General features: G+C 64.3%; 2 protein-coding genes. One reads left to right on the forward strand and one right to left on the reverse strand.

Going from position 1 to position 1,657, the window contains the following annotated elements:
• Positions 1-29: 29 nt before the first annotated feature.
• Positions 30-1,181 (reverse strand): IS630 family transposase, encoded by a 1,152-nt coding sequence (locus GORHZ_RS06140; protein WP_245551357.1) that lies wholly within the window; start codon positions 1,179-1,181, stop codon positions 30-32.
• Between the two features lie 117 nt (positions 1,182-1,298).
• Between GORHZ_RS06140 and GORHZ_RS06145 the strand changes: the two genes are divergently transcribed.
• Entirely contained in the window at positions 1,299-1,646 is a 348-nt protein-coding gene (locus GORHZ_RS06145; RefSeq protein ID WP_040530414.1) for a hypothetical protein, read from the forward strand.
• Positions 1,647-1,657: the final 11 nt, after the last annotated feature.

Here is a 1,657-nt window from a genome sequence, read left to right on the forward strand (position 1 = left end):
AGTGGTCCTGTTCATAAATTCGTCGGGGGTTATGCGGCTTGTCGGGCCTTTTCGTGGTCGTCGAGGCGTGCGAGATGTTTGCGGAGGTCGTCGGTTGTGTAGCGCCAGGCGAAGGGTTGTGCGGTCGTGTTGTAGCGTTTCTCGAACGTCAGTAGTCGCTGTTCGAGAGCTTTGAGGTTTTCGAAGTTGTTGGGTGTGAGCACTTTTCGTTGGATGATGGAGAAGAAGACCTCGACCTGGTTGAGCCAGGACGCATGCACCGGGGTGTGGATCATGATCGCGTTGGGATAGCGCGCGGCGAGTCGGTCGATCGCGGCCTGCCCGCGGTGTGAGGAGCCGTTGTCGACGATCCAAAACACCCGCTCCGCTGAGGCGTAGGGTTCTTGGGTCATGACTTGGTCGACGAGCTCGGTGAACGCGGCGATACCCGTGGACTGGGCGCAGCGTCCGAACACGGTGGCCCGGTGCACGTCGTAGGCGGCCAGATACGTCAGCGCGCCGCCGCGGGTGTAGTCGTTGTTGACCCGCAGTCCCCGCCCCGGGGCGGCCGGCAGTGTGTCGTGGCAGCGGCGGCGGGCCTGGATGGAGGGTTTTTCATCGGCGCTGATCACAAAGTCATCTGGCCCCAGCGGCTCGCCCTGGTAGCGGCGGTCGTACAGGTCGAGAACGCGGGCGGCCTTGGTCTCGAAATCGGGGTCGCGCATGAAGATCCAGGACTGGTACTGCCACGGTTTGATCGCATCATCAGCCAGCCACCGCCGGACCGTCGACAACGACGCCTCGATCCCATCGCTGCGTAATTGGTCGGCCAATTCTCTGGTGCTCCACCGCGATAACGGCAGATCATGCTCAGCGGGTAGCTGACACGCCCAGGCGGTCACGCGCGCCTTGTGCGCCGGGGTGTAGATCGGTCGCCGGCCGGTGCGTGGGGCATCGGCCAGCCCGGCCAACCCACGCTGACAGAACCGGGCCCGCCACTTGCGGGCAGTATCGGTACAAATCCCCAGTTCATCGGCGATCGCCGCGTTGGGCTGCCCGTCCGCGGCCAGTAACACGATCACCGCCCGCAACACCACCCGTTGCGGGCTCGTCGCGGCCCGCACCTGCGCCTCGAGGACGGCCCGGTCGGCCTCGGTGAGAACCACCTGATAGGGGCTGGTCATCACCATGACTTGCGCCACCCAACACACCATGAATCACTCATGCCTCATACATCACATATGTCACAGGGTGGGCGGGTTCGACACGCCGAGACGAACGCGCCCGGCGAGTACCGATGGTCGGGCACCATCACCGGTATGGCCACACCCCCGGAGTCGACCAAGTCCTCGCTGCAGTGGAAACTGACCGACCGCGCTCGCGACAGATGGCCAGACCTGACCAGCGTGTCCACTCGCTTCCGCGGCCAGTTCGCCTACGTCGACGGTGAACTCGGCGACGGCACCACCCTGCCGCTGATGCGGCTGCGCTACAACGGATCCGCCAGTCACTGGGGATTTGCCATCTACCTGGCCAGCAGCGGCAAATACCAAGACTCGGTCCTGCCCACCGGATACCCCTTCGGCAGCCCCGAAGAAGCCCTCGACTGTGCCTGCGGCCTCTACCTCAACGACCCCACCGCCTGGCAACCCCCGACGAATTTATGAACAGGACCACT

Origin of the sequence: Gordonia rhizosphera NBRC 16068, from assembly GCF_000298195.1 — a bacterium.
Classification (GTDB): Bacteria; Actinomycetota; Actinomycetes; order Mycobacteriales; family Mycobacteriaceae; genus Gordonia; species Gordonia rhizosphera.